Source organism: Buttiauxella warmboldiae, from assembly GCF_003818135.1.
Taxonomy (GTDB): Bacteria; Pseudomonadota; Gammaproteobacteria; order Enterobacterales; family Enterobacteriaceae; genus Buttiauxella; species Buttiauxella warmboldiae.
In genome coordinates this window covers 1-26,770 of sequence record NZ_RPOH01000011.1, presented here as the reverse complement: position 1 = coordinate 26,770, position 26,770 = coordinate 1, and the positions used below count along the sequence as shown (strand labels likewise).

28 protein-coding genes are annotated in these 26,770 nt (G+C 55.7%); 24 read left to right on the top strand and 4 right to left on the bottom strand.

Annotated features, from left to right (window positions below; all coding sequences use genetic code 11):
* Positions 1–38: 38 nt before the first annotated feature.
* From csgC to EHN07_RS03975, 20 genes are all read left to right on the top strand, one after another.
* Positions 39–368 carry a curli assembly chaperone CsgC gene (gene csgC, locus EHN07_RS04070; protein ID WP_124022920.1) on the top strand — a complete coding sequence of 110 codons (330 nt, stop codon included), beginning with the start codon at positions 39–41 and terminating at the stop codon, positions 366–368.
* 303 nt (positions 369–671) lie between these two features.
* Positions 672–1,394, top strand: coding sequence for a beta-ketoacyl synthase chain length factor (locus EHN07_RS04065; protein WP_124022919.1), 723 nt, complete (start codon positions 672–674; stop codon positions 1,392–1,394).
* Complete coding sequence (locus EHN07_RS04060; protein WP_124022918.1) at positions 1,394–2,164, top strand: lysophospholipid acyltransferase family protein; 771 nt, start codon at positions 1,394–1,396, stop codon at positions 2,162–2,164. The genes EHN07_RS04065 and EHN07_RS04060 overlap by 1 nt, the downstream gene beginning before the upstream one ends.
* A 15-nt stretch (positions 2,165–2,179) precedes the next feature.
* Entirely contained in the window at positions 2,180–2,452 is a 273-nt protein-coding gene (locus EHN07_RS04055) for a phosphopantetheine-binding protein (RefSeq protein WP_124022917.1), read from the top strand.
* A gap of 19 nt (positions 2,453–2,471) precedes the next feature.
* Complete coding sequence (locus EHN07_RS04050; RefSeq protein ID WP_124022916.1) at positions 2,472–2,720, top strand: acyl carrier protein; 249 nt, start codon at positions 2,472–2,474, stop codon at positions 2,718–2,720.
* A gap of 3 nt (positions 2,721–2,723) precedes the next feature.
* On the top strand, positions 2,724–3,293 hold the full coding sequence (locus tag EHN07_RS04045) for a COG4648 family protein (RefSeq protein WP_124022915.1): 570 nt from the start codon (positions 2,724–2,726) through the stop codon (positions 3,291–3,293).
* On the top strand, positions 3,286–4,605 hold the full coding sequence (locus tag EHN07_RS04040; RefSeq protein WP_124022914.1) for an AMP-binding protein: 1,320 nt from the start codon (positions 3,286–3,288) through the stop codon (positions 4,603–4,605). Before EHN07_RS04045 ends, EHN07_RS04040 begins: the two co-directional genes overlap by 8 nt.
* Entirely contained in the window at positions 4,592–4,942 is a 351-nt protein-coding gene (locus EHN07_RS04035; RefSeq protein ID WP_124022913.1) for a 3-hydroxyacyl-ACP dehydratase FabZ family protein, read from the top strand. Before EHN07_RS04040 ends, EHN07_RS04035 begins: the two co-directional genes overlap by 14 nt.
* A complete protein-coding gene (locus tag EHN07_RS04030; protein ID WP_124022912.1) occupies positions 4,933–6,627 on the top strand; it encodes a glycosyltransferase family 2 protein in 1,695 nt (564 codons plus the stop codon). The genes EHN07_RS04035 and EHN07_RS04030 overlap by 10 nt, the downstream gene beginning before the upstream one ends.
* Positions 6,621–7,046, top strand: a complete 426-nt coding sequence (locus tag EHN07_RS04025; protein WP_124022911.1) for an acyl-CoA thioesterase — start codon at positions 6,621–6,623, stop codon at positions 7,044–7,046. Before EHN07_RS04030 ends, EHN07_RS04025 begins: the two co-directional genes overlap by 7 nt.
* Complete coding sequence (locus tag EHN07_RS04020) at positions 7,039–7,644, top strand: outer membrane lipoprotein carrier protein LolA (protein WP_124022910.1); 606 nt, start codon at positions 7,039–7,041, stop codon at positions 7,642–7,644. The genes EHN07_RS04025 and EHN07_RS04020 overlap by 8 nt, the downstream gene beginning before the upstream one ends.
* Positions 7,616–9,937, top strand: coding sequence for an MMPL family transporter (locus tag EHN07_RS04015; RefSeq protein WP_124022909.1), 2,322 nt, complete (start codon positions 7,616–7,618; stop codon positions 9,935–9,937). The genes EHN07_RS04020 and EHN07_RS04015 overlap by 29 nt, the downstream gene beginning before the upstream one ends.
* Positions 9,934–10,509, top strand: a complete 576-nt coding sequence (locus EHN07_RS04010) for a DUF3261 domain-containing protein (RefSeq protein ID WP_124022908.1) — start codon at positions 9,934–9,936, stop codon at positions 10,507–10,509. Before EHN07_RS04015 ends, EHN07_RS04010 begins: the two co-directional genes overlap by 4 nt.
* 2 nt (positions 10,510–10,511) lie before the next feature.
* On the top strand, positions 10,512–11,684 hold the full coding sequence (locus EHN07_RS04005) for a beta-ketoacyl-[acyl-carrier-protein] synthase family protein (RefSeq protein ID WP_124022907.1): 1,173 nt from the start codon (positions 10,512–10,514) through the stop codon (positions 11,682–11,684).
* Positions 11,677–12,135, top strand: a complete 459-nt coding sequence (locus tag EHN07_RS04000) for a hotdog family protein (RefSeq protein WP_124022906.1) — start codon at positions 11,677–11,679, stop codon at positions 12,133–12,135. Before EHN07_RS04005 ends, EHN07_RS04000 begins: the two co-directional genes overlap by 8 nt.
* Positions 12,136–12,150: 15 nt before the next feature.
* Positions 12,151–12,882: a 3-ketoacyl-ACP reductase FabG2 gene (locus EHN07_RS03995; protein ID WP_124022905.1), complete on the top strand. Its 732-nt coding sequence runs from the start codon at positions 12,151–12,153 to the stop codon at positions 12,880–12,882.
* Positions 12,879–14,105 (top strand): beta-ketoacyl-ACP synthase, encoded by a 1,227-nt coding sequence (locus EHN07_RS03990; protein ID WP_124022904.1) that lies wholly within the window; start codon positions 12,879–12,881, stop codon positions 14,103–14,105. The genes EHN07_RS03995 and EHN07_RS03990 overlap by 4 nt, the downstream gene beginning before the upstream one ends.
* The gene (locus tag EHN07_RS03985) at positions 14,099–14,737 is read left to right on the top strand and encodes a 4'-phosphopantetheinyl transferase superfamily protein (RefSeq protein ID WP_124022903.1); all 639 of its coding nucleotides are present in this window, start codon (positions 14,099–14,101) and stop codon (positions 14,735–14,737) included. The genes EHN07_RS03990 and EHN07_RS03985 overlap by 7 nt, the downstream gene beginning before the upstream one ends.
* Positions 14,738–14,889: 152 nt before the next feature.
* Positions 14,890–15,414, top strand: coding sequence for an O-acetyl-ADP-ribose deacetylase (gene ymdB / locus EHN07_RS03980; RefSeq protein WP_124022902.1), 525 nt, complete (start codon positions 14,890–14,892; stop codon positions 15,412–15,414).
* Positions 15,365–16,855: a phospholipase D family protein gene (locus EHN07_RS03975; protein WP_124022901.1), complete on the top strand. Its 1,491-nt coding sequence runs from the start codon at positions 15,365–15,367 to the stop codon at positions 16,853–16,855. The genes ymdB and EHN07_RS03975 overlap by 50 nt, the downstream gene beginning before the upstream one ends.
* Here EHN07_RS03975 and mdoC read toward each other — a convergent pair.
* Positions 16,850–18,001, bottom strand: coding sequence for a glucans biosynthesis protein MdoC (mdoC, locus tag EHN07_RS03970; protein ID WP_124022900.1), 1,152 nt, complete (start codon positions 17,999–18,001; stop codon positions 16,850–16,852). The genes EHN07_RS03975 and mdoC overlap by 6 nt on opposite strands.
* 294 nt (positions 18,002–18,295) lie before the next feature.
* Here mdoC and mdoG point away from each other — a divergent pair, with 294 nt between their 5' ends.
* From mdoG to EHN07_RS03955, 3 genes are all read left to right on the top strand, one after another.
* Positions 18,296–19,831: a glucans biosynthesis protein MdoG gene (mdoG, locus tag EHN07_RS03965; protein WP_124022930.1), complete on the top strand. Its 1,536-nt coding sequence runs from the start codon at positions 18,296–18,298 to the stop codon at positions 19,829–19,831.
* Entirely contained in the window at positions 19,824–22,355 is a 2,532-nt protein-coding gene (mdoH, locus tag EHN07_RS03960; protein WP_124022899.1) for a glucans biosynthesis glucosyltransferase MdoH, read from the top strand. The genes mdoG and mdoH overlap by 8 nt, the downstream gene beginning before the upstream one ends.
* A 68-nt stretch (positions 22,356–22,423) precedes the next feature.
* Entirely contained in the window at positions 22,424–22,645 is a 222-nt protein-coding gene (locus EHN07_RS03955; protein WP_425267167.1) for a YceK/YidQ family lipoprotein, read from the top strand.
* A gap of 3 nt (positions 22,646–22,648) precedes the next feature.
* Here EHN07_RS03955 and EHN07_RS03950 read toward each other — a convergent pair whose 3' ends face one another.
* From EHN07_RS03950 to EHN07_RS03940, 3 genes are all read right to left on the bottom strand, one after another.
* Entirely contained in the window at positions 22,649–23,023 is a 375-nt protein-coding gene (locus tag EHN07_RS03950; RefSeq protein ID WP_034494480.1) for a MysB family protein, read from the bottom strand.
* Between the two features lie 105 nt (positions 23,024–23,128).
* A complete protein-coding gene (gene mdtG / locus EHN07_RS03945; RefSeq protein WP_124022897.1) occupies positions 23,129–24,355 on the bottom strand; it encodes a multidrug efflux MFS transporter MdtG in 1,227 nt (408 codons plus the stop codon).
* 156 nt (positions 24,356–24,511) lie between these two features.
* Complete coding sequence (locus EHN07_RS03940) at positions 24,512–25,432, bottom strand: Kdo(2)-lipid IV(A) acyltransferase (RefSeq protein ID WP_124022896.1); 921 nt, start codon at positions 25,430–25,432, stop codon at positions 24,512–24,514.
* A 230-nt stretch (positions 25,433–25,662) separates the two neighbouring features.
* On the opposite strand from EHN07_RS03940, the gene trhO reads away from it, so the two are divergent.
* Entirely contained in the window at positions 25,663–26,712 is a 1,050-nt protein-coding gene (gene trhO / locus EHN07_RS03935; RefSeq protein WP_124022895.1) for an oxygen-dependent tRNA uridine(34) hydroxylase TrhO, read from the top strand.
* Positions 26,713–26,770: the final 58 nt, after the last annotated feature.

Genomic DNA, 26,770 nt, shown 5'->3' with positions numbered 1-26,770 from the left:
CAGCGGTCCTGTTTTTCTTTTTTCATCGGGAGAAAAATATGCCTATCTTATTCTTACTTGCGGCTCTCGGTAATCAGCTTACCTTCGATACCCGCCAGCAGGGAAATACGTATACCATCGTGCCTGTGGCAACCTTAGCGCAGGAGTGTGAATGCCGGGTTAAGCTCACAGCCATGAGTTCTGGCGCTTCCGGGCAAAGCAATAGCAGCCAGAGCAGCACTGTTCTGATTAAGGCCAACCAGCCAACCCCTTTATCACAGATGCAGCTGACGCTTTCTGCAGGCGACAGCATCACGATTATGGTCAGCGTGACGGATGGTAAAGAGATTCATCTGGAAAAACAGTGGGCATCACCGGGTCAGATTTAGCCTGTGTTGCTGCCCATTTTTTACCGATAACCCTCACACCCGGCTAGACGACAAGCATCAGCCTGCTATGCCTGAAGTGGCATCCCGCCAGAATCAAAGGCCTGCTAACCGTAAGACTTTTGTGCTATCCCATGTATTTATTTAACACTCTTTTTTGTTACTATTCCCCGCCGTGGTGCCAGCATGCTGCGCAAAATAGCAGCGCTTTAAGAAAGACCTCGTTAAATTAAGACTTATTTTATAGTCGCTATAAATTCGCAGCGTAATATCTGGCGGGATGTTACAGGAGTAATGGTACCGAGCATGAAGTTAGCGTTTAACATTATCGACTGGCAGGCCAGCGCTCCGGGTTTATCTGAACACGATGACTGGCTGGCGTGGGGGAAAGACGCAGCCTCGATTGATATTGCCGCCCCGCTGGCTAAAAGCCGGCATTTACCGATGATGACAGCCCGCCGTCTGGCCTCTGGCAGCCGCCTGGCGGTTGACTGCGCGCTGGCGCTACTCTCCAGACAGCCGGTCGATGCGTTGGTTTTCGCCAGCCGTCACGGTGAACTGGAGCGAAATTTCCGCATTTTGAGCGCTCTGGCGCAGCAGGAAGCCCTTTCGCCAACGGATTTTGCGATGTCGGTTCATAACTCTGCGGTGGGCAACACCACGATTGCGGCGCAGCAAGCGCTGGTTTGTTCTTCCGTTGCGGCAGGTTTTGATAGCTTTTCGCAGGCGCTGATTGAAGTGGCCGCGCTGCATCATGCCGGTTATCAGCGCGTCATGCTGGTGGACTTCGATGGCCTGCTGCCTGAGTTTTATCATCCGCACCTTCCTGAAGAAGTGGTCGATATTCCGTTTGCCGTGGGATTATTGCTGCAGGCGGGCTCGCAAATGCAGTGTGAAACCACACCGGGCCAGAAGCCTGGCGCGCAGGCTTTGCCGCAGGGACTGGCATTTTTACACGCCTGGCTTAGCGATAAGCAAAGCTTCACGCTGCCGGGCGAACGTCTGCGCTGGTGCTGGAGTCGTCATTAATGTCGGCGCGCATTAAATGGTGCTGGCGCGTGCTGATGACCGGCTGGCTGTTCATTTTATTTGGTAGCGGTGGCCTTGCGCTGTCGCTGGTATGGTTTAACTTGCTGTTGCTGTTTGTGCGCGACAGCGGCAAGCGCCGCGATCTTGCGCGGCGCAGCATCGCCGCCAGCTTCCGGCTGTTTTTACGCCTCGGGCGCGCTCTGGGGGTATTCGATTACCGCTTTGAGGGCTGCGAACAATTAGCGAACGATCGCGGTTGTTTGATTGTGGCTAACCACCCGACGTTGCTGGATTACGTGTTTATTGCTTCCCAGGCTCCGCACATCGGCTGCCTGGTGAAAGCGAGCCTGGTGAACAATCCCTGCTTTCGCGGCGTGATAAAAGCGGCAGATTATCTGGTCAACAGCCAGGGCGAAACATTACTGCCTGAAAGCCAGAAACGTATGGCGGCAGGGGAGGCGATACTGATTTTTCCGGAGGGCACGCGCACGCGTCCGGGAGAGCCGTTAACTATCCAGCGCGGGGCGGCTAATATCGCCGTACGTAGCGGCTGCGAATTGCGGCTGGTGCATATTCATAGCGATCGGCGTTATCTGGATAAACACAGCCGCTGGTATCAGATACCCAAACACAAACCGATGATTACCGTCAGTGTAAAGCAGCGGATTGATAGCAAGCGTTTTATGGCAAGTCAGGATGATGCGCCCGCACTGGCGGCGCGTCGTCTTAGCCACTATTTATGTCAGGAACTGGTTCCTGATTCTCGTTAAGACTCGGATGGTTATATGGAATCCTTAGAGAGCGATATTAAACAACTCATTATCGACACCCTGAATCTCGAGGAGATCGGTGTTGATGAGATTGAAAGCGAGGCTGCGTTATTTGGTCACGACGGTCTTGGCCTTGATTCCATTGATGCACTGGAATTGGGACTGGCAGTTAAAAAACGTTATGGTGTGGTGTTATCCGCCGAAAACGAAGCGATGCGCGAACATTTTTACTCTGTCGCCAGGCTTGCCGCTTTTATAGACACCCAAACCCCTGCGCACCGCGCCTGATTGCAACCACGAGCACGCTATGAATAAACAAGATATTTATCAGGAAGTCACCGGGTTACTGGTTAAGTTATTTGAACTCTCAGCGGAACAAATTACGCCACAATCCCGTCTCTATGAAGATTTGGATCTCGACAGCATCGATGCGGTCGATATGGTGGTCCATCTGCAAAAACGCACCGGTAAAAAAATTAAACCGGAAGATTTTAAAGCGGTTCGCACCGTTCAGGATGTGGTGGACGCGGTTGAGCGTTTACAAAACGGATCTTAAAGCGTGCTGGCAAAACGCGCGCTAAGCGTTGCCGGAGGGCTGGCCATCATCGGCTGGCCCTTTGCCGTCTGGTTAGCCCTCTCATATCCAGAATTACACATGTTATTACCTGCCCTGGCGCTGTGCTTTGTACTGCGGCTGTGTGCGCTGCGTGGCAAAACCGGAGCTTTAAGCCATGCGTTTAAAGGACTGGCCGTTGCGGGAGCGCTGCTCACCGTTGCCAGTCTCTGGCTACGCGAACTGCAGCTGCTGCTGTGGTATCCGGTGGTGGTCAATATGGTGATGCTGGCGCTCTTTGGCGGCTCGCTGTGGAGTCGCCAGTCAGTCATTGAGCGCCTGGCGCGCTGGCGCGAAGGTGACCTCTCTCCTGCTGGCGTGCGTTATACCCGCCGGGTGACTCAGGTATGGTGCCTGTTCTTTCTCTTTAATGGCGGCGTTGCGCTGTTTACCTGCCTTGCGGGAAATATTCACTGGTGGACGTTGTGGAACGGAATGATCGGCTATCTGCTAATGGGCGCGCTGTTTACGGGCGAATGGCTTATCAGGCAACGGGTGAAGCGCCGCGATGAATAAGCCGTTACCGCTGGCGCAGTGGCTTGGGTGCAGCCGCCCTGCGCAACACATTGTGGCTTTTGATGGCGCCGCGCTCTGGACGCAGGCCGAGTTAATTAACGATGTGCAGCGTATTTATGGCTGGCTAAAATCACAGCCGGGTGAGCGCTGGGCGCTCTGTTTTGATAACGGCTACCTTTTTATCACCGCGCTGCTGGCTACGCTGCACGCCGGTAAAACGCCAGTGATCCCCGGACACAGTCGTGAAGCCCAGCTGCGCGAGCAGCAAACGCACTTTTATGGGGTGCTCAGCGATACGCCGCTTGAACTCACCTGTCCGGTAATCAATCCGCAAAATCTGGAGTATGCGGAAGTTGCGCCGTTCGCCGCGATCCCTGGCGATGCAGGGGTCGTGTTGTTTACCTCGGGCTCCACGGGTGAACCCGCGCAAATTTTTAAAACGGTGCGAGCGCTGGATGAAGAAATTGTCTGGATTGCGGCATTATGGGGGAAGAGCGTAGCCGGTTGCCGCGTAGTGGGATCGGTGTCGCACCAGCATCTCTATGGTTTCACCTTCCGCGTGATGCTGCCAATGGCGCTTGGGTTAGCAAATGATGCCCGGATGATTCATTTTCCGGAACAGCTGGTTGCGCATTGCGCATCCCCGTTATTATTTATCAGCAGCCCGGCGTTTTTAAAACGCCTTGATGCCAGCCTTACGGCGCCGAACTTTAAAATGGTTCTCTCTGCCGCCGGAAAACTCGATGACGATAGCGCGCAAAATGCGCAGGCCTGGCTGCGGACGCCGGTGTCAGAAATTTACGGTACCACTGAAACCGGGGTGCTGGCGTGGCGGCAGCATAATGAAGCCTCCCCGGAGTGGCAGCCCTTCCCGGCGGTGCATTTTACCCCGAATGAAGAGGGCTGGCAGGTGGAGTCACCCTTGATTTATCAGGGGCGGCTGCCGCTGGATGATATTCTGGAATTTACCCCGCAGGGGCGTTTTCGTTTATCCGGCCGCCGCGATCGTATCGTAAAAATTGAAGAAAAACGGATTTCGCTCAGTGAGATTGAACGCCGTTTGTTGGCCTTGCCCGGTATTGAAGATGCCGCGGTGGTGCCCGTTACGCGCGGTAACCGGGTTGCGCTGGGAGCGGTAGTGGTCACCACTGGGCAACATAGTGATAAGCGACGCTGGCGCGAAGCACTGCGCGCGTGGCTGGAGCCCATAGCTATTCCGCGCTACTGGCGCATTGTTGAGCACATTCCGCTGAATAGCCAAAGCAAGCGTGCATGGGCGCAATTACAGGAGTTATTTGATGAAACCCGTTGAGCTACAGCGTTCGCAACCTGAGGCGGGCAAACTGACGGTGCGGCTGGCCGTTCCGGCCACATTAAGCTGGTTTGCCGGTCATTTTCCGGAACAACCGTTATTACCGGGTGTGGCACAGCTTGACTGGGTGATGGCATACGGGGCTGAGCTTGCGCCGGGGATGCATTTTAGCTCAATTGATAGCGCTAAATTTCAGCGCCCGATAGTGCCGGAAAATCAGCTGGAGCTGAATCTGCAGTGGGATGCGGCGCGCAGGGTGCTGAGTTTTGCCTACACCGTGTTAAAAGATGAGCACTGGTGGCCCGCCAGCAGCGGGAAAATTAAATTATGCGCGTAACGGCTGCGGCTTTTCGCCCATGCGTGGTGATCCCCTGTTACAACCACGGCGCGACGATGGCCTCCGTGCTGGCACGTCTGCAGCCTTCCGGGCTGCCCTGCATTATTGTCGATGATGGCAGCGAGCCTGCAACCAAACAGCAGCTGGCGCAATTAAGCGGCGTCACTCTTATTTCGCTGGCGACTAACCAGGGAAAAGGGGCGGCGGTGATTACCGGCCTTAAAGCAGCATGGCAGGCGGGATTTACCCATGCCATTCAGCTTGATGCCGACGGGCAGCACGCCATTGAAGATGTGCCGCGCTTTTTACAACAAGCGCGGCTGTATCCTGAAAGTCTGATTTCTGGCGCTCCGGATTATGATGAATCGGTACCAAAATCACGCCTCTACGGGCGTTACGTCACCCATTTCTGGGTATGGATTGAAACGCTTTCGTTATCGTTAAAAGACAGCATGTGCGGCTTCCGGGTTTATCCGCTGGCGGCAACGCTCGCGGTGGTTGCGAAACATCGCCCCGGCAAACGAATGGATTTCGACACGGAAATTATGGTGCGCTTGTACTGGGCGGGCACCGACAGCCGGTTTCTGAAAACAAGGGTCATTTACCCGCCGGATGGCCTGTCGCATTTTGATGCCCTGCGCGATAATCTGCGCATCTCGTGGATGCACACGCGTTTATTTTTCGGCATGTTGCCGCGCATTCCATCGCTGCTGGCCCGTCGGCGCAAGAGCGCGCACTGGGCGCAAGTCCCGGAGCGTAAAGGTCTGGCGGGAATGCGCCTGATGCTGACAACCTACCAGCGTCTGGGGCGGCGTGCGTTTAATGCGTTGCTCTACCCGGTGGTGGGGTGGATGTGGTTAACGGGGCGCCAGCAACGTAAGGCCTCGCAGCAGTGGCTGGAGCGCGTACGCCAACAGGCGCGCTGCCAGCAGCTTCCCCTGCCGCAAGGGCTCAACAGCTACCGCCATTTCTTACGCTTTGGCGATGCGATGCTGAATAAAATCGCCGCCTGGCGCGGGGATCTTCTCTGGGGGCGCGATATCGAATTTGCCCCCGGCAGCCGCGAAGTTTTGCAGCCGCAGGCGGGGCAGGGGAAATTAATTCTTGCCGCGCACCTCGGCGATATTGAAGCCAGCCGTGCGCTGGCGCAGGTTGAAGCGGGCCTGGTGATTAATGCGCTGGTCTTTACCGACCACGCCCAGCGTTTTCGCCAGATCCTTGAAGAGATCGCCCCGCAGGCTGGCGTAAATTTATTGCCGGTTAGCCACATCGGCCCGGAAACGGCCATGCTATTGCAGGAAAAACTCGATGCCGGGGAGTGGGTGGCGATCGTCGGCGACAGAATCGCGGTGAATACCCAACGCGGAGGGGAAAGGCGCGTGTGCTGGAGCCGGTTTATGGGCAGCCCTGCGCCGTTCCCGCAGGGGCCGTTTATTCTTGCCGCCGCATTGCGATGCCCGGTTATTCTGATGATGGTGCTGCGTGAGGAGGGCAAACTACGCATTCACGCTGAACATTTTGCCGATCCTCTGCTGCTGCCGCGTGCCGCACGCCAGCAGGCGTTGCAAGACTGCATCGATCGTTACGCGCGTCGTCTGGAGTTTTACGCGCTCCGTTCACCGCTCGACTGGTTTAATTTTTATGATTTCTGGCAACTGCCGCCAGAAAAGGAGTCCGGATGTTAAATGACCCGCGCTTTACCGTGGAGGTCAGCATCAAAGTCCCCTTTCATGATGTCGATGCAATGGGAGTTGTGTGGCACGGTAACTATTTCCGCTACTTTGAGGTGGCGCGCGAAGCGCTGCTTAACCAGTTTGATTATGGCTACCGCGCGATGGGCGAGTCCGGTTTTGCCTGGCCGGTGGTCGACACCCGCATCAAATACCGTGATGTGGTGAAGTTTGAACAGCAGATCCTGGTGCGGGCGACGGTGCTGGAGTATGAAAACCGCCTGAAAATCGGCTATGAAGTTTTTGATGCCGCCAGCGGTAAACGTACCACAACGGGCTACACCATTCAGGTTGCCGTTGAGGCCACAAGCGGAGAGCTCTGTTTTGTCTCCCCGCCAATCCTTTTTCAACGCATGGGCTTGAGTCATGAATAAGATTATTTTAATGGCCTTGCTGTGTCTCAGCTTTACGGCGCGCGCCATTACGCTTGATGAGGTGCAACGCAGCTTTGCCTCGCAGCCGGTGGTGCGCGCAAAATTCCAGCAGGACCGCCAAATCAGCGGTATGGCGCAGCCGCTGCACTCCAGCGGCGAAGTGTTGATCGCCAAAAGCAAAGGGTTATGGTGGCAGCAACAGCACCCGTTTCCGATGACGCTGGTGCTCGACGACAGCCATATGGTGCAGGTCATGGGCCGTCAGGCACCACAAATCATCACCGCTGACAGCAATCCGCAAATGTTCCAGTTCAACCACCTGCTGCGCGCCCTGTTCCAGGCCGACCGTCAGGTGCTGGATGAGAACTTTACCAGTGCCTTCACCGATGAAGGCGATGGCAAATGGCAGCTGGTATTAACGCCAACCACCACGCCGCTCGACAAGCTGTTTAGCACCATCACATTGCAGGGCGATAAGTACCTTAACCGGATTGCGCTCAATGATTTACAGGGAGATTTCACCGAGATCTCCTTCAGCGATCACCGACCGAACCCACGAAAACTGACCCATGAAGAGCAGCAGCGCTTCGCTTTCTGACGCGCATCGCCGGCAGGCTGCAGGCTGGCTTGCGCTAGTCATCCTGCTGGCGGTGTTGCTCGCAACCTTATTACCGAAGGCGCGCATCGACAGCAGCGTGCTGTCGCTGCTACCTGCCAGCAGCCTCGGGAATATTCCGCCGTCCATTGAGAAGGGTTTTCTGCAGCGTCTTGATCGGCAAATGATGTGGATGGTTAGCCCCGGCAGCACGCCAGACCCCGCCGCCGCTCGGTGGTGGCTGGCGCAGCTGCAACAGCAGCCCTTTCTGCAAGATGTACAGGGGCCGATGGATGCTAAGGGCCAGCAGGCGTGGGGGAAGTTTTACTTTGAACACCGCAACGGGCTGGTCGATAACCAAACCCGTAGCCGCTTGCAAAACGGTGGGGAAGCGCAGGCGCAATGGGTGTTAGCACAGCTCTATTCGGCGTTTTCTGGAGTCAGCGGTAAAGAGCTAACCAACGATCCGCTGATGCTGGTGCGCGGCTCGCAGCTGGCGCTGCAGCAAACGGCCAGCCAGATGCGCCTGATGAACGGCTGGCTGGTTGCGCGTGATAAGCAGGGGCGTTACTGGTATTTGCTACATGGTGAGCTAAAAGGCTCCTCCTTCGATATGCAGCAGGGGCGCGCGGCGGTTGCGCAACTGCAAGCCTTACAGCAAAAGCTGCAACAGCATTTCCCACAGGCTGAGGTGATGTCGCGCGGCACGCTGTTGTACAGCGATTATGCCAGCCAGCAGGCAAAGCATGATGTTTCGACGCTGGGGCTGGCTACGGTCATTGGCGTGCTGCTGCTGGTACTGGTGGTATTTCGTTCGGTGCGGCCTCTGCTGCTATGCGCGCTCTCAGTGGCTATCGGGGCGCTGGCGGGTACGGTTATTACGCTGCTGTGCTTCGGTGAACTGCACCTGATGACGCTGGTGATGAGCATGAGCATCGTCGGCGTGTCGGCGGACTACACGCTCTATTATCTGACCGAACGCATGGTGCATGGTGCGCAAAACTCGCCGGGTGCCAGCCTGCGTAAAGTGCTGCCCGCCCTGTTGCTGGCGCTGGCGACCACGACGATTGCCTATCTGATTATGATCCTTGCGCCGTTCCCCGGCATTCGCCAGCTTGCGGTATTTGCCGCCAGTGGCTTAATCGCCTCCTGCCTGACGGTAGTGTGCTGGTATCCCTTTTTGGTACGCGGTTTGCCGGTCAGAGCGGTGCCCTGTAGCCGCTGGCTTAACGGCTGGCTTAACGCGTGGCAGCACAAGCAAGCGGTGCGGCTGGGTGTGCCAGTCGCCTTGCTGCTGGCAAGTATCGCCGGGGTAGCCTCGTTAAAGATTAATGACGATATCGCCAGTTTTCAGGCGCTGCCGCAAGATCTGGTGCGCGCAGAACAGGCCATTACCGCGTTAACCGGGCAGGGCATGGATCAAAAATGGTTTGTGGTTTACGGCGACAGCGCCGAGCAAACGCTGCAACGGCTGGAGACGCTGGCGCCAGAGCTGGCCGCGGCTAAAAAACAGCAGGCTATCGACAGTTATCGCCTGATCCCTCTTGCCTCACTCAGGCAGCAACAGGCGGATCTACAGCTGCTGCGTGCAGCCGCCCCCGTGCTGCAAAAGCGCCTTGCCGAAAGCGGGATTAGCGTGGCTACGCCTAATCTTCAGCCGATGCCGGTAACGCCGGAACTCTGGCAAGAGAGCGCGATCAGCAGCGGCTGGCGCCTGCTGTGGCTGTCTCTGCCGGATGGCAAAAGTGGCGCGCTGGTGCCGGTAAGCGGCGTTCATAACAGCGAAGCACTCGCCGCGATTGCAGCAAAAATACCGGGGGTCAGCTGGGTCGATCGCAAAGCGCAGTTCAACGAGCTATTCAGCCACTTCCGCAGCTTGCTGGCTGGTTTACTGGCCGTGGCGGTAGTAGCGATTGCTATCAGCTATGTGCTGCGGCTTGGTCTGAAGCGCGGTTTATTGAATGTGGTGCCTTCGCTGCTTTCGCTCGGTGGGGGGCTTGCCGCGCTCGCCTTTAGCGGCCATACGCTAAACCTTTTCTCATTACTGGCGCTGGTGCTGGTTCTCGGGATTGGCATCAACTACACCCTGTTCTTTAGCAACCCGCGCGGCACGCCGCTGACCTCGCTGCTGGCTATCAGCGTGGCGCTGCTGACCACGCTATTGACGTTAGGCATGCTGGTCTTTAGCCAGACGCAGGCTATTGCCAGCTTTGGCATTGTGCTCAGCTGCGGGATCTTCTGCGCATTCCTGACCGCTCCTTTAGCTTTACCTCCTCAGGGAAAGAGAGAAATATGAAAAAATTACCGACGCTGGCACTGCTGCTTGGCTCCTTACTACTGGTTGCCTGTAGCACCACAAAACCAGAGACGTCAAGACCGCAGGCGTGGCTAAAACCCGGCACGCTGGTGACGCTGCCCGCTCCCGGAATTTCACCCGCCATCACTCAGCAGCAGCTGTTAAGCGCGCAGGTAAAAGGCAAAACCCAGTCATTGATGGTATTACTCCATGCCGACCAGCAGAAAATCATGCTGGCGGGCTTATCCCCGCTGGGGATTCGTTTATTTCGTTTGACCTACGATGCTGCGGGGATTAAAACCGAACAATCCATCACGCTGCCTGAATTGCCTCCGGCCAGCCAGGTGCTCGCCGATATTATGTTGAGCTACTGGCCGCTCAAGGCCTGGCAGCCTCAGCTGCCACCGGGGTGGACGTTGAAAGATATCGCTTCCCGGCGCGAACTGCGCGACGAGCAGGGCGAATTGATCGAGACCATTCATTATCTGATGCGTGACGCCAGCCGCCAGCCGGTGAGCGTGCAGCACCATCGTTTTGGCTATCTCATCAGTATTCAGCATCTGGACCGCTAAGCATGATTACTTTAACCGCCGTCGGAATGGTCAACGCGCTGGGGAATAACCTTGATGAAATTGCGGCAAATTTGCAGGCCGGTACCGCACCCGGCATGGGGCCAGACCGTGATGGCTGGTTGCAGCAGGGGACGTGTTGGGTAGGGCGTGTTACCGGTGAGCTTCCTGAAATTGCGCCCGAAATGGTGCGCTACAACAGCCGCAACAACCGTTTGCTGCTGGCCGCGCTGGGGCAAATTCGCCCGCAGGTGGATGAAGCCATTGCTCAATATGGCCATTCGCGCGTGGCGGTGGTGCTGGGAACCAGCACCTCGGGGCTGGATGAAGGCGACCGGATGGTCAGCGGCAGCCTCGCAGGCACGCCGCCGGCCTCTTACCGCTACGGGCAGCAGGAGCTTGGCGACCCCTCTCGTTTTCTCAGCGAATACTTGCAGCTGTTTGGCCCGGCGCTGACCATTTCCACCGCCTGCTCCTCCAGCGCGCGGGCGATAATGACCGGCAAACGGCTGATTGAATCCGGCATGGTAGACGCGGCGATTGTCGGGGGGGCCGATACTCTGAGCCGGATGCCGATCAACGGTTTCAACAGCCTCGAATCATTGAGCAACGTGCGCTGCGCGCCGTTTAGCGCACGGCGCAACGGGATCACTATTGGTGAAGCCGGGGCGTTGATTTTGCTGACCAGAGAGCCGGGTAAAGTCTGTTTGTTGGGCGTTGGCGAATCGTCTGACGCCTGGCATATGTCGGCCCCGCATCCGGAAGGGGTGGGCGCCATGCGCGCTATAGAAATGGCGCTGCGCGAGGCGCGGCTCGATGCCCGGCAGATTGGCTATATCAACATGCACGGCACCGCCACGCGTCTGAATGATGAGATCGAAGCGAAAGTGGTGAATCAGCTTTTTGGCACCAGTGTGCCTTCCAGCTCCACGAAGCATCTGACCGGCCACACTTTGGGCGCCGCCGGGGCCTGCGAAGCGGCGATCTGTTATTTGCTGTTATCGCGTAATCTGCCGCTGCCTGCACAAGATTTCACTGATGCGCATCAAGACCCGGAGCTGGCCCCTTGTGGTCTACTCAGCGCTGCGCAGCCCTTTAGCACGCCAACAATGCTGTCGAACTCATTTGCTTTTGGCGGCAACAATGCCTGCCTGATTTTTGGAGTGTCCCATGACTGATTTTCTTGCCCCACGCCACTATTTGCCCCATGAAGCACCCATGTGCCTGCTCGAGTCGGTGGTGGCGGTGGAACAAGAAAGCGCGCATTGTCGGGTAACGGTGAGTCACCAGGGCGTGCTGGCGCCGTTTCTTGATGCCGAAGGTCACTTACCGGGCTGGTTTGCCATTGAGCTGATAGCCCAGACGGTGGGCGTGTGGTCGGGCTGGCATGCGCTGAATAACGGTGAAGAGGCCAGCCGCGTGGGGATGTTGCTGGGCGGCCGTGGCATACGCTGCGCGGCAGGTGTGTTTGCTCAGGGCGCGGTGCTGGATTGTCACGTCACGCTGCTGATGCGTGATGAAAAAATTGGCAGTTTTGAAGGACAAATTCTTGCCCGGGGCAACCTGCTGGCGAGCGGGCGGGTAAATACCTATCAGCCTGATAATAAAGAATTAAAACAATTATTTTAATGGGATAGCAGCAAGATGACACAGACGGTATTAGTAACCGGCGCCAGTAAAGGAATTGGCAAGGCAATTGCCCTGGGGCTGGCCGCAGACGGATTTGCGCTGGTGGTGCACTACCATCGTGATGAAGCGGGGGCACAACAAACGCTTGAAGAAATTAAAGCTCAGGGCGGAACAGGTCGCGTCATGCAATTTGACAGCTCCGGGCGTGAACAATGCCGCAGCGTTATCGAAGCCGACATTGAAAAGTACGGTGCCTACTGGGGCGTGGTGAATAACGCCGGTATCACCCGCGATGGCGCATTTCCCGCGCTCAGCGATGACGATTGGGATGGCGTAATTCGCACCAACCTCGACAGCTTCTACAACGTCATTCAGCCGTGCGTGATGCCGATGATTGGCCTGCGCAACGGCGGGCGCATTATTACGCTATCATCCGTTTCAGGCCTGATGGGTAACCGCGGCCAGGTGAATTACAGCGCGGCAAAAGCGGGTATTATCGGCGCCACCAAAGCGCTGGCAATCGAACTGGCGAAACGCAAAATTACCGTTAACTGTATTGCCCCCGGCCTGATTGATACCGGCATGATTGAAATGGAAGACGCAGCGCTGAGCGAGGCGATGCGCATCATTCCGATGCAGCGCATGGGGCAACCGGAAGAGGTGGCCGGGCTTGCGCGTTACCTGATGTCGCCGGTGGCAGGTTATCTTACCCGCCAGGTTATCTCCATCAATGGAGGTATGCTGTGATTAAGCGCGTCGTCGTGACCGGAATGGGCGGCGTGACCGCGTTTGGCGAGAGCTGGCAGCAGGTCGCCGCGGGGCTAAAATCAGGGCAAAACGCCGTTCGACACATGCCCGAGTGGCAAATCTATGACGGGCTAAACACCATGCTCGGTGCGCCGGTTGATCGTTTTACCTTACCGGATCATTACACCCGTAAGCGTATTCGGGCGATGGGGCGAGTTTCACTGCTCGCCACCAGGGCGACCGAGCTGGCGCTGCTTCAGGCGGGCCTTATCGATGACCCGATTTTAACCAGCGGCGAAACGGGCATTGCCTACGGCTCTTCTACCGGCAGCACCGGGCCGGTAAGCGAATTTGCCACCATGCTCACCGAAAAACACACCCGTAATATTACCGGCACTACCTACGTGCAGATGATGCCCCATACCGCGGCGGTGAATACCGGATTGTTCTTTGGCCTGCGTGGGCGCGTCATCCCAACCTCAAGCGCCTGCACCTCCGGCAGCCAGGCTATCGGCTATGCCTGGGAAGCGATTCGCCATGGTTACCAGACGGTAATGGTGGCAGGCGGCGCGGAAGAGCTATGCCCGTCTGAAGCCGCGGTGTTTGACACCCTGTTTGCTACCAGCCAGCGCAACGATCGGCCGAAAAGCACGCCGTCGCCGTTTGATCAGCAGCGTGATGGCCTGGTGATTGGCGAAGGGGCGGGGAGCCTGATCCTTGAAGATCTTGACCATGCGCTGGCGCGTGGGGCTACGATCTATGCCGAGATCGTGGGGTTCCATACCAATTGCGATGCGGCGCATATTACCCAGCCGCAGCAGGAAACCATGCAAATCTGTATCGAGCGCGGCCTGCGTTCGGCAGGGCTGGCGGCAGGCGATATCGGCTATATTAACGCCCACGGCACCGCAACCGACCGCGGCGATATTGCTGAAACTCACGCTACGGCGGCGATTTTTGGCGCCGCCACGCCGATCTCTTCGTTGAAAAGCTATTTTGGCCATACTTTAGGCGCCTGTGGGGCGCTGGAAGCCTGGATGAGTATCGAAATGATGCGTGAAGGCTGGTTTGCCGAAACGCTGAATTTGACGCAGCCGGACGCCGCCTGCGGCGAGCTGGATTACATCATCGGTGAAGCGCGCAAAATCGACACTGAATTTGTGCAGAGCAATAACTTCGCCTTCGGGGGCATTAATACTTCACTGGTGCTGCGCCGTTGGTAGCGAACGGCTATCGCCTGGCGTTCGCCGAAGCGGCGTGTTTAGCGAGTGAGGAGCTCGCCACACGCTGGCTTACGCCTGAATTATTGCAACAGGCTCCCGCCGGGCGGCGGCGTAATGACTGGATAGCCGCCAGAGTTTTGCTGGCGCAATTGCTCGATAACGGCCCCTTGCCCTGCCTGGAGAAGACTGCGCAGGGCAAACCCTGGCATCCTGCGTTACCCGCTTTCAATATCAGCAACAGCGGGAGTGGGGTGGCGGTGCTGGTGGGCGACGGGAATGTCGGATGCGATCTCGAACAAATCCGTCCGCGAGCGCGTTTTATGGCCATTGCCCGGCATAGCTTTGCTGCCCATTTATGTGAGTGGCTGGCAGCGCTGCCGCAGTGCGAACAAATCCCGCAATTCTGGCGGCTCTGGACTGCCCATGAAGCGGTGCTGAAACAGCGAGGGGGGACGGTCTGGCAGATGAGTCAGCTGGACCTGCCGCTGCATACGCTTTGCCCGCCAGATCGCTATCTGCAACACGTCACCGTGGGAGACTGGCTGATCGCCTGCTGCGGCGAACAGCCGTTTGCTCCAGGCTTCACGCCGGTGCCTTCCGTTGCCGCGGTTTCTGGCCCACACCAGCGATAAAACCTTTCCTGATACCGGGCTGCCAGGGCTCTTTTTGCCGTCAGCGAGGATAAATCAGAATCCGGGTGATGGAGCGGGAGCCTCAGGAAGTGATATACGTCGGCGGTTCGGCAAGTTTAGACTACGATCAAAGACTAACTGGAGATTTGCCCATGAGTGAAAGAATGTCGGTGATACAAGGTGATATCACCCGCGTTAAGGCGGATGTGATAGTGAATGCGGCTAATCCTTCCCTGCTGGGGGGCGGTGGTGTTGATGGTGCTATTCATCAGGCCGCAGGGCCTGCGTTGCTGGATGCGTGTAAAGTGATAGTGCGCCAGCAGGGCGAATGCGCGCCCGGGCATGCGGTGATTACTGAAGCGGGGAATATTGCTGTTAAAGCGGTGATTCATGCGGTTGGCCCGGTGTGGCACGGCGGCGAAAAGCATGAGGCTGAGCTGCTCGAACAAACTTATCGTAACTGCCTGGATTTAGCCGCTGCGAATGGTTATCAAACGATTGCGTTCCCGGCAATCAGCACCGGGGTTTACGGTTATCCGAAACAGGAGGCCGCAAAAATCGCCGTGGATACTGTTTACCGCTATATCGGCCTGCGTCCGTTACCTGAACAGGTGGTTTTTGTCTGCTATGACGACGAAAATACCCAAATCTACCAGCAGCTCCTTGCCCAACTCTGAAGTGCTGACCCCTCACGCCACCCGCCTTGGGAGAGCGATTACCCCGTCGACGGCGGAACATCCCGGGCTTAGCGGAATTCATCCTCTTGCGGATAGCCTTGATGCTTTTGCTGCGCGCTATCTGCTGTGCGGCATGGCGGAAAAAACGCTCGATGTGCAGTATTACATCTGGCAGGACGATATGTCCGGGCGGCTGCTATTTAGCGCGCTGCTGGCGGCGGCCGATCGCGGGGTGAAAGTGCGCCTGCTGCTTGACGATAACAATACCACCAACGAGCTGGATGATATTTTAGAACTGCTCAATAGCCATCCACAGATTGAAGTGCGCCTGTTTAACCCCTTCTCATTTCGCCTGTTTCGCACCATCGGTTACCTCACCGATTTTGCCCGGCTTAATCGCCGTATGCATAACAAAACATTTACCGTCGATGGCGAGACGACGATCATCGGTGGGCGCAACGTTGGCGACGCCTATTTTGGCGTGGGCAAACAACCGCTGTTTTCCGATTTAGACGTGCTGGCTATCGGCCCGGTGGTTAATGATGTGAGTCAGGATTTTGAGCGCTACTGGAGCAGCCAGTGCGTCTCGACGCTGGCAAAAGTGTTGGCTGTTGACCCGGATGTTTTGCATCACCGCGTACAGCTTCCTGACGACTGGCGCGACGATCCGATGGCTCGCCGCTACCTTGACCGCCTCACGACCAGCCAGTTTGCCACTCGCCTGGTATCCCGGACCCTTGAACTGTACTGGGCAAAGACGCGCCTGCTGAGCGATGATCCACGCAAGGGGCAGGGAAGGGCGCGTAGCCACACGCTTTTACCGCAGCGCCTGATGAATGTGATCGGAATGCCCGAGCGTGAGATAGATATTATTTCTGCCTATTTTGTGCCGACACGCGCCGGTATCGCGCAAATTTTAGGGCTGGTGCGTAAAGGGGTGAAAATTGCGATCCTGACGAACTCACTGGCGGCTAATGACGTTGCGGCTGTGCACGCGGGTTATGCGCGCTGGCGCAAAAAGTTACTGCGCCACGGGGTCGAGCTTTATGAATTAAAACCTGAAAACGATAGCCCCCGCAGGCCGCACGATCGTGGTCTGACCGGTAACTCCGGGTCCAGTCTGCACGCCAAAACTTTTAGCGTGGATAAACAAAAGGTATTTATCGGCTCCTTCAATTTTGATCCGCGCTCGGCGATGCTCAATACCGAAATGGGCTTTGTCATTGAAAGCGAGGCGCTGGCGCAGAGTATTCACCAACGCTTCACCCGCAGCCAGAAAGAGGCCGCCTGGGCGCTGCGCCTGGACCGTTGGGGGCGCGTGAATTGGGTGGAAAGCAGCAACGGCAAAGAGATTGTCTGGAAAAAAGAACCGCACACCCGTTTCTGGCAACGGGTGCTGGTGCGGTTAGTGTATCGACTGCCTATTGAATGGCTTTTATAAGGCCACCTTCACCGCGACATTCTGCGGTTTTCCAGAGAACAGGAAGCGCAGCAGCGGGATCCGCAGGTGAATTTCATACAGTATCAGCGCAATTCCCACCACAAACACCAGCCCGCAGCCAAAGCCCAGCGCATTCGAAGCAATATGCGGCGTGATATAGGCGCCGAAGAACAGCGTCAACGGATGGTGCACCAGATAAATAAACAGCGAAGCATTGACGAAATAGGTGACGCGTTGCGACTCGACGTTGAGCAATTTGTGGCCCAGAGAGAACACTACATTCACCATCCACAGGCCCATCACCATGGTGATCACGCTTTCCGTTTCATACATCCACGCATCGCCGCTGCCATAGCGCTGGTTGAGCAAATAGGCGGCAAAGGCGAGAGCGGCACCCACCGCGCACCCTGGCGATGGGGTGGTGAACAGGCTTTTTAACTGCGGACGCACAAACACTAAAGCGCCCAGCATAAAGAACGGCAGGTAAAACAGCGTTTGCATCACCACGAAATTAAATAAGCCATCGCTTAACACTGGCGCATAAATAATAAAAATCGTGCGGCGAATCGCGCCGTATAAAATACCGAATCCGAGGAATGCGATTGAGAGCTTTCCTAAAGTCAGGCCGGATTGATGACTTTCTGGCTGCCCGGCAAGGCGCGTTTTCATTTGTTGAAACAAAAATAAACCGATGCTGGTCAGCACCACCATCACCAGCAGGAACCATAAATGTGAAACCAGCTCCCACATCAGGGTGTTGTATTTCTCATAGGCCGTCAGGCCCGGCCAATTTTTGGCTTTGTCATTGACATGTTGCAGCATTAAAAACTGCGGCAGCGTCAGCAAAGGTATGGCGGTGAGCATCGGGATGCCAACGCGCTCGACGCGCACTTTCCACCAGCGTTTAAGCGGGTAGCGCAAAAAAAGCATGTAGGAGAAATATCCTGAAATGACAAAAAACACCTGCATACGGAAGGCGTGGATAAAATCATTAAAAAGCGTTAAGCCCCATGAGGCTTCGCTGCTGTTAACATGCCAGTGGTGGCTTGAATAGATAAGCGAGATATGGAACGGGATGCCTAAAAGCATTAACCAGGCCCGAATAGAATCCAGGAAAAACTCGCGTTGCTGTGGTGCTTTACTCATAATACTCCAGACATTATCGGACGAATCGCCTTATCCTTAAGAACTTATCTCAATAGGCTTGAAGTCCCGAACGGTATCAATTTCGTGGCAACCCTACACTAACCATGACATCCTGTCTCCAGGATGGCATCTTAAAGCGTAAGCAGTTGTCTTTTTTTGCTTAAAGGCTGAGCCGGCGCGCTGAACAATGCGGGTATTTGGTTGTCGGAAAGCAGAAGTTTCCATTAAAATGGACTGGATTGATTTAAGCACACAAAGGGGGATGTGCTGGTTAATATGAAACATAAACTAGAAATGATGAAAATGTGTGGGCTTGGTGCCGCAGTTATGCTGTCACTTTATACCACCTCGGTTTGGGCCTTCACTATCGATGATGTCGCAAAACAGGCGAAAACATTAGCGGGCAAAAGCTACGAAGCACCGAAAAGCAATCTGCCATCGCTGTTCCGCGACATGAAATATGCGGACTATCAGCAGATCCAGTTCAATCACGATAAGGCCTACTGGAGCAAGTTAAAGACCCCATTTAAGCTTGAATTTTATCATCAGGGTATGTACTTCGACACCCCGGTTGCTATCAACGAAGTGACAGCCACTGCGGTTCATAAGATCAAGTACAACCCGGATTACTTTAATTTCGGTAAGGTAAAACACGATAAAGAGACCGTGAAAGATCTCGGCTTTGCCGGGTTCAAAGTGCTCTATCCGATCAACAGCAAAGATAAGAACGACGAAATTGTCAGCATGCTCGGGGCGAGTTACTTCCGTGTGATTGGCTCAGGCCAGGTGTACGGTCTGTCTGCTCGTGGTTTGGCCATCGACACCGCTTTGCCCTCTGGCGAAGAGTTCCCGCGTTTCCGTGAATACTGGATTGAACGCCCGAAAGCTGGCGAGAAAACGCTAACCCTCTACGCGTTGCTCGACTCCCCACGTGCAACGGGTGCGTATCGCTTTGTGATTATCCCAGGGCGTGACACCGTGGTTAACGTGCAGTCGAAAGTGTATCTGCGCGATAAAGTCGGCAAGCTGGGCGTGGCGCCGCTGACCAGCATGTTCCTGTTTGGGCCAAACCAGCCGTCTTCTGCCACCAATTTCCGTCCTGAACTGCATGACTCCAACGGTCTTTCTATTCATGCCGGCAACGGCGAGTGGATCTGGCGTCCGCTGAACAACCCGAAACACCTGGCTGTCAGCTCGTTTGCGACAGAAAACCCAGTTGGATTCGGTTTGCTGCAGCGTGGCCGTCAGTTCTCTCGTTTTGAAGATTTAGACGATCGTTACGATCAGCGCCCAAGCGCCTGGGTTGCACCGCAGGGTGACTGGGGTAAAGGTCGCGTCGAACTGGTTGAAATTCCAACCAACGACGAAACTAACGACAACATCGTTGCTTACTGGACGCCGGATCAGCTGCCGGAACCCGGCAAAGAGATGAACTTCAGGTACAGCATTACCTTCAGCCGCGATGAAGACAAAATGCATGCGCCAGACAACGCGTATGTGGCACAGACTCGCCGTTCAATCGGTGATGTGAAACAGTCAAACCTGATTCGTCAGCCGGATGGCACTATTGCATTTGTGGTGGATTACATCGGCGCGGAGATGAAAAAACTGCCGCAGGATACCCCAGTTACTGCCCAAACCAGCATTGGCGGCAACGGCGAAATCGTTGACAGCCAGCTACGTTACAACCCGGTCACAAAAGGCTGGCGTTTAACGGTGCGTGTAAAAGTCAAAGACGAGAAGAAACCGACTGAAATGCGTGCAGCGTTGGTCAATGGTGACCAGACGTTGAGCGAAACCTGGAGCTACCAGCTACCTGCCAATGAATAAGACTACTGAAACTGCGTCTGATTATCTTGATGCACTTGCGCTTTCTGCTTCGCAGAAAGCGGCACTTCCCGCATCGGACCTGCAAGCGGTGCATGAGGCGCTTGACGCGCAAGGGCAGCACTATGACAGAGCTGATGACTCCCCGTTAGCCTCGGTAAAGGCCCGGCTCGAAGCGAGCTGGCCTGGATCGCTTGGCGGTGAACAGCTGATTAAGGATGAAGAAGGGCGCACTCAGCTGCAGGCCATGCCTAAAGCCACGCGCGCTTCTATGTTCCCCGATCCGTGGCGCACTAACCCGATTGGCCGTTTCTGGGATCGGTTACGCGGGCGCGAAGTGAATCCTCGCTACCTGTCGAAAGAGGAGGCGGAAGCCGAGCAGAAATGGCGTACCGTCGGCACTATCCGTCGTTACATCCTGCTGCTGCTGACGATTTCTCAGACCGTGGTGGCGACCTGGTATATGAAGAGCATTCTGCCTTACCAGGGCTGGGCGCTGATCAGCCCTGGGGATATGCTTGACCAGGATTTGTGGGTCTCCTTCATGCAGCTGCTGCCGTATGTGCTGCAAACCGGCATCCTGATTCTGTTTGCGATCCTCTTCTGCTGGGTGTCAGCCGGTTTCTGGACCGCGCTGATGGGCTTCCTGCAGCTGCTGATGGGCAAAGATAAATACAGTATCTCTGCCTCAACGGTCGGGGATGAGCCCATCGACCCAGCGCATCGCACCGCGTTGATTATGCCCATCTGTAATGAAGACGTAGACCGCGTATTTGCGGGCTTGCGTGCCACCTGGGAGTCGGTTAAGGCCACCGGCCAACAGCAGCACTTCGACGTCTACATCCTCAGCGACAGCTACAACCCGGATATCTGCGTTGCCGAGCAAAAAGCGTGGATGGAGTTGATTAACGAAGTGCAGGGCGAAGGGCAGATTTTCTACCGCCGCCGCCGCCGCCGCGTGAAGCGTAAAAGTGGCAACATCGATGACTTCTGCCGTCGCTGGGGCAACCAGTACAGCTACATGGTGGTGTTAGATGCTGACTCCGTGATGAGCGGTGATTGCCTGACCAACCTGGTGCGCCTGATGAATGCTAACCCGAATGCGGGCATCATTCAGTCTTCGCCAAAAGCGTCCGGCATGGACACTCTGTATGCACGCTGCCAGCAGTTTGCGACACGTGTTTATGGGCCGCTGTTTACCGCGGGTCTGCACTTCTGGCAGTTGGGTGAGTCTCACTACTGGGGCCACAATGCGATTATTCGCGTTAAGCCATTCATTGAGCACTGCGCGTTAGCGCCATTGCCTGGCGAAGGCTCGTTTGCCGGTTCCATCCTCTCGCACGACTTCGTGGAAGCCGCTTTAATGCGCCGCGCAGGTTGGGGGGTATGGATTGCTTATGACCTGCCGGGTTCATATGAGGAGCTGCCGCCGAATCTGCTTGATGAGCTCAAGCGTGACCGCCGCTGGTGTCACGGTAACCTGATGAACTTCCGCCTGTTCCTGGTGAAAGGCATGCACCCGGTGCACCGTGCGGTATTCCTGACGGGCGTCATGTCTTACCTGTCCGCGCCGCTGTGGTTTATGTTCCTTGCGTTGTCTACGGCCTTGCAGGTGGTGCACGCGCTGACGGAACCGCAATACTTCCTGCAGCCGCGCCAGCTGTTCCCGGTGTGGCCGCAGTGGCGTCCGGAACTGGCGATTGCGCTGTTCGCCTCCACCATGGTGCTGCTGTTCCTGCCTAAGCTGCTGAGTATTATTCTGATTTGGTGCAAAGGCTCGAAAGAGTATGGCGGTTTCCTGCGCGTCACGCTCTCCCTGCTGCTGGAAGTGCTGTTCTCCGTGCTGCTGGCGCCGGTGCGTATGCTGTTCCACACCGTGTTTGTGGTCAGCGCATTCCTGGGTTGGGAAGTGGTGTGGAATTCACCGCAGCGTGATGATGACTCCACCCCCTGGGGCGAGGCATTTATGCGCCACGGTTCTCAGCTGCTGCTGGGTCTGGTGTGGGCGGTAGGTATGGCGTGGCTGGATTTACGCTTCCTGTTCTGGCTTGCGCCAATCGTGTTCTCACTGATTCTGTCGCCGTTCGTGTCGGTGATTTCGAGCCGTGCGACCATCGGTTTGCGCACCAAACGCTGGAAGCTGTTCCTGATCCCGGAAGAGTATTCCCCGCCGCAGGTGCTGGTGGATACCGACAACTACCTGCAGCTCAACCGCAGCCGTACGCTGGAAGATGGCTTTATGCACGCGGTGTTTAACCCGTCGTTTAATGCGCTGGCAACGGCCATGGCAACGGCGCGTCACCGTGCAAGCCAGGTGCTGGAAATTGCCCGCGACCGTCACGTGGAGCAGGCGCTGAACGAAACGCCTGACAAACTTAACCGCGACCGTCGTCTGGTACTGTTAAGCGACCCGGTAACAATGTCTCGTCTGCATTACCGTGTGTGGTCCAACCCGGAGCGTTACTCTTCGTGGGTTGATAGCTACAAAACGGTTGAGTTGAACCCTGAGGCGTTGCCGATTAAGTAATCCGGCAAATGTGCTCACGATGCCGGCCTTCGGGCCGGTATTTTTTTTGGAGTCAAAGAATGTTAAGAATGATGGCTGTGATAATGGTTGCGTGCTTGCTCAGCGGCTGCGGCAGTATTATCAGCCGGGCAGTACCGGGGCAGGGACATGATAATCAGTATTACCCCGGCGTGCAGTGGGACGTGCGTGACAGCGCATGGCGCTATATCACCGTGCTCGATTTACCCTTTTCGCTGGTATTCGACACCTTACTATTACCTATCGACGCCAGCCACGGGCCTTACGAATAGGTGTTATCTTTCATCCCATTCATCAGCCGCAGTCTGCCCTTCCTCGGTATCCAGAGGCGGCTCAAGTTGAAATTCACCTTCGTCCCATTCATGGAGCGTATTTTCTTCAATCCACTCCTGGCGTAACTCGATTTCATCGTAGTCACCATCGAAGACACTCTGCGCAGCCTCACCGCTGACCATCGGCAAACATTCCCCATCCTCGCTGTCATCAGCGAAGAACTCGGCCTGCCACATAATATCGCCGTCCTGAAGAATGTATTTTTGAATGTTCAGCTGCGAAACGCTGGCACTCTCTTCATCAAGTTCAGGGTTGTCTACAAGGAAAAGCTCGCGTGCGGCATCAATGGCCTCTTCCAGCGTCGCGTACAGACTCATACTCATCTCCTTTAGTTACAGGTCAGGGAGCACGGGCTCCGGTGCAATTTAAAGTTAATTGTTGACGCTGTGTGCAAAGTTGCAAGTATGAGATTTATCCGTGGTTCACTCTTCCGAAAGCGTCACGCGACGGGACGGGCGACGCAGGCTAATCCATGAGTAAAGCGCGTTGAACAGCACCACGCCTGCGGTGACTAAAAATACCGTGCGGAAGCCATAGCTGGCTGAAACGGCCGCCCCGATTAACGGGCCGGAAACGTTGCCAATATCGCGAAACGACTGGTTATAGCTAAAGATACGTCCGGCAATTTGATTGCTGGAGTTATAGACCAGCAGAGTTTGCACGGCGGGTAGCAGTGCTCCATCGGCGGCACCTAACAGGAAACGTAATACGCCAAGCTGTACAGGATCTTGCACCATCGACATCGGGATCAGCAGCAGTACGGAGACCACCAGCGCGCAGATTAAAATACGCTCCGGCCCGATTCTGTCCCCTAGTTTGCCCAGGCGCGGGGCGCTAATCAGCGCCGCCACCCCCGGAACAGAAGCAATCATCCCGCTGATAAACGCAAGGTTACTGACATTCCCTGCCAGCTCCCGCACGTAGAGCGTCAGAATCGGTGCAATTGAGCCGGTTGCCACCTGAATAATCATGGTGGTAACAAACAGGCTTAACACCAGCTTTGGGTTTTTCAGCGAGGTGAAAACCTGGCGCAGGTGCAGCATGTCTTTCTTGTTCACCGGCGTGAACTGCTCGCGAATGCACCACAGGGTAAACACGAAGCAGGTAAACAGCACGCCTGCGGTGATAAAAAATACCGGGCGCAGGCCGTAAGTATCCGCCAGAAAACCACCCACCATCGGGCCGAGCAGCGCGCCACTTACGGCTCCGGTGGAGAGCGTACCGAGCGCCCAGCCGCTTTTATGGCGTGGCACCTGCGTTGCAATCAGCGCATTGGCATTCGGGACAAATCCACCGAGCAAGCCGAGCAGCGCGCGCAGCGCCAGGAACTGCCAGATATTGCTGGCAAAACCCATCAACACCATTACCACCGACATGCCAAGCGCGGAACGCAGCAGCATAATTTTGCGCCCTTTACGGTCAGCAAGCCCGCCCCAGAACGGTGAGGCTATTGCGGAAAACAGAAAGGTAATACTGAAAACAATCCCGGACCACATGTTCAGCGCGCTATGGCCCGTGACGCCAAGATGTTCGACATACAGGGGGAGGAAAGGCATCACCAGGCTAAAGGCAATACCGGTCAGAAAGCAGCCAATCCATGCGACAGCGAGATTTCTTTTCCAGTTAATAGTGCTCTCGGGGAGAGTCATAAAACTCCAGTTCGGGGCAAAGAAGATGTACAGAGGAATTATTATCTTGCTAATTATGCGCCTGTAAGCGGGAGGGAGGCAACGTTTGTGAAACCCTGGTTTAGAACGAATTAGGGCGGTCTGGCGCCGCCCTATGACTTAATCGAATAGCGGAAGTTAGTAGCGCGAAGGCACACCCTCAGGGCGAGTTTTAAAGCGACGATGCAGCCACATGTACTGCTCAGGGGCCATCATGATGCACTGCTCGATGATTTTATTCATCCAGATTGCCGTGCTTTCCGGGGTTTTCAGCGGGGGTGACAACTCAGCGGGCAGAATAATCAGCTGGTAGCCTTTGCCGTCAGGCTTGCGGCGCGGCACCATCGGTACTATTGCTGCGCCTGACATTCGTGCAAGCGTGTAGGTTCCCGAAGTTGTTGCCGCTTCATCAACGCCAAAAAAGGGCACAAAGACGCTGCCGCGCGGGCCGTAGTCGTGGTCAGGGGCATACCAGATAATTTCGCCCTGCTTGAGCGCACGGATCATGCCTTTGAGATCTTTACGATCGATCATGCTCTTGTTGGAGCGCATGCGGCCCCTGGTTTGCAGCCAGTCGAGAAGAGGGTTGTCATTCGGGCGGTAGACGCCAATACCTGGGGTGTTGATACCGAACATTCGCGCGCCAAGTTCGAGCGTCAGGAAGTGAATGCCAATAAGTAAAACGCCGCGTTTGGCGGCCTGCACGGCGTGGATGTGATCGACGCCGCTGACATCGCACCAGCGCTGAATCCGCCAGTCTGGCCAGAACCAGGCGATACCGGTCTCCATCAACCCCATGCCCACGGACTCAAAATTTTTCACCAGATAAGACTCACGCTCCTGTGCGGTTTTCTGCGGGAAGGCGAGTTCCAGATTGCGACGTGTAATGCTGACGCGCCGTTTCATAAATCGCATAGCCAGCTGGCCAAGCCCGCACCCGAGGCGATAAATAACAGGATAGGGGAGCAGGGTAATCAGGTACAGCAGGCCAATACCAAACCAGGTTCCCCAATGGCGGGGGTGAAGCAAAGCGCGCGAGAATTGCGGTAAGTTCGTCATGTAAAACCTATAGTGACGGCAAATGCCGGATCTTCTTGAGTAACACTATTGTGGCACTTTTTATTAGTTAGCCAAAATTAGCGGCAGCGGAGTGGTTGATAATTAATCGTTTGTTATTGGCGTCGCAAATGTATGAGAAAAATGTAGCGCAAAATGCAGGGATGTAAATTAACGATAATTGCTTTATGATGCAGCCCACTTTTCCCGTCAACGATTGCCGAGCGAACACCATGCCAGTGTTACACAACCGCATATCGAATGAGGAGCTGCGCGTGCGTATGCTGGCTGAAACCGAGCCACGCACCACCCTCTCATTCTATAAATATTTCACCATTGAAGAGCCAAAAACCACCCGTGATGCGCTGTATCAGGCTTTTACCGCGCTGAATGTCTTTGGCCGCGTCTATCTCGCCCACGAAGGGATTAACGCGCAAATCAGCGTTCCGCAAAGCCGCGTCGAGGCGTTCCGCGCAACGCTTTACGCTTTCCATCCGGCACTTGACGGCGTGCGTCTGAATATCGCCCTTGAAGATGACGGTAAGTCATTCTGGGTGCTGCGCATGAAAGTGCGTGACCGTATCGTGGCCGATGGAATTGATGACCCGTCGTTCGATGCCAGCAACGTCGGGGCTTACCTGAAAGCGGCGGAAGTCAACGCGATGCTTGACGACCCGGATGCCGTGTTTATCGATATGCGTAACCATTACGAATACGAAGTGGGCCATTTCCAGGACGCGATGGAAATCCCCGCCGACACATTTCGCGAGCAGCTGCCGAAAGCGGTAGAGATGCTGCAGGACGACAAAGACAAAAAAATCGTCATGTACTGCACCGGGGGGATCCGCTGTGAGAAAGCCAGCGCCTGGATGCTGCATAACGGTTTTAATAATGTCTATCATATCGAAGGCGGGATTATCGAATACGCGCGCCGCGCGCGGGAGCAAGGTATTCCGGTGCGGTTTGTCGGTAAAAACTTTGTGTTTGACGAGCGCATGGGCGAGCGCATCTCTGATGAGGTGATTGCGCACTGCCATCAGTGCGGCGCTTCCTGCGATAGCCACACCAACTGCAAAAATGACGGCTGCCATCTGCTGTTTATTCAGTGCCCGAGCTGCGCGGAGAAATATGCCGGATGCTGTAGCGACATTTGCCGTGAAGAGCTGGCGCTGTCACCAGAAGAGCAGCGTCGCCGCCGCGCAGGCCGTGAAAACGGGAATAAGATCTTCAATAAATCCCGTGGGGTTTTGAACGCCACATTAGCTATTCCCGATCCCGAATAATTTTGCTGGATGGGTACGGAAGTACCCATCCATTTTTCTTAGTGCGCCGAGCATGGCG